This window comes from Miniimonas arenae, assembly GCF_006351005.1.
GTDB classification, from domain to species: Bacteria; Actinomycetota; Actinomycetes; order Actinomycetales; family Beutenbergiaceae; genus Miniimonas; species Miniimonas arenae.
In genome coordinates, this window is sequence record NZ_VENP01000148.1 from 1 (window position 1) to 1,004 (window position 1,004).

1 protein-coding gene and 1 pseudogene are annotated in these 1,004 nt (G+C 74.5%); both read left to right on the forward strand.

The annotated features are described in order from the left end of the window. Window positions 1–200 (forward strand): annotated as a pseudogene (locus FH969_RS16000) (family 43 glycosylhydrolase); the annotation flags it as partial. Between the two features lie 256 nt (window positions 201–456). Continuing rightward, entirely contained in the window at window positions 457–918 is a 462-nt protein-coding gene (locus FH969_RS15030) for a hypothetical protein (protein WP_246072017.1), read from the forward strand. Window positions 919–1,004 lie beyond the last annotated feature (86 nt).

The window sequence follows — 1,004 nt, forward strand, 5'->3', positions numbered from 1 at the left end:
CGTGGGAGAGCGCACCCGGCAACCCCGTGCTGACCCACCGCTCGACGGCGCACCCGGTGCAGAACACGGGACACGCGGACCTCGTGGAGCTCGCCGACGGGTCGTGGGCGATGGTGCACCTCGGCGTGCGGCCGCGCGGGCGGACCCCGCAGTTCCACGTGAACGGGCGCGAGACGTTCGTCGTGGGGATCGACTGGGTGGACGGCTGGCCGGTGGTCGACGAGGGGCGGTTCGCGGTGCCGCGGGTCGACACGGCGTTCGAGGACACCTTCTCGGGTGATCTCGACCTGCGGTGGGTCTCGCCGGGTGGCGTTCATCGGGACCTCGTGTCGGCGGTGCCGGGTGGTGGGGTGACGATCGCGGCTCACGCGGACGGAGCTGCTCCCGGGGGCGCCGAGGGGTCGGGCGACGGCGGCGGCGAGCACGTCGGTGCGACCGACGCGCCCCGCGCTGTGCGTGCGCGCACGAGACGCCGGGTGGCGCGCGACGGCGCGGTTCGCGGGCGCCGCGGGGGTGGTGGGCGTCTACCTCGACACCGACCACTGGGTCGAGCTCCGCGTCCTCGCCGGGCGTGCCGTCGCGGAGGTCGCCGTCGCGGGTCTGCGGCACGTGCTCGCTGACGTCGGCGTGGCCGAGGATGGGGCGGCCGACGGCGGGGCGCTCGGCCGCGGGATCGAGCTGTGGTGCGCGGCCGTCCCATTCTCGGACTCGCCCTACGCCCAGGGCGGGCCCGACCAGGTGGTGCTCGGGCTGCGCTCGTCGGACGGGGTAGACACGGAGGTCGCGCGCGTAGACGGCCGTCTGCTGTCGACCGAGGTCGCCGGGGGCTTCACCGGCCGGATGATCGGAACTCGGGCATCGGGAAGAGCCGCGCCGCTGACGCTCACCCGGTTTGCCTACGCGCCCGGGTCCGATTGACGGCTCTTCGGACATCCGGTGGGGAGTGCGGGTCGGGGTTTCATCGGGGCGGGGTAGGGGTCGAGGTCCTCGATGATCGGTAGCGA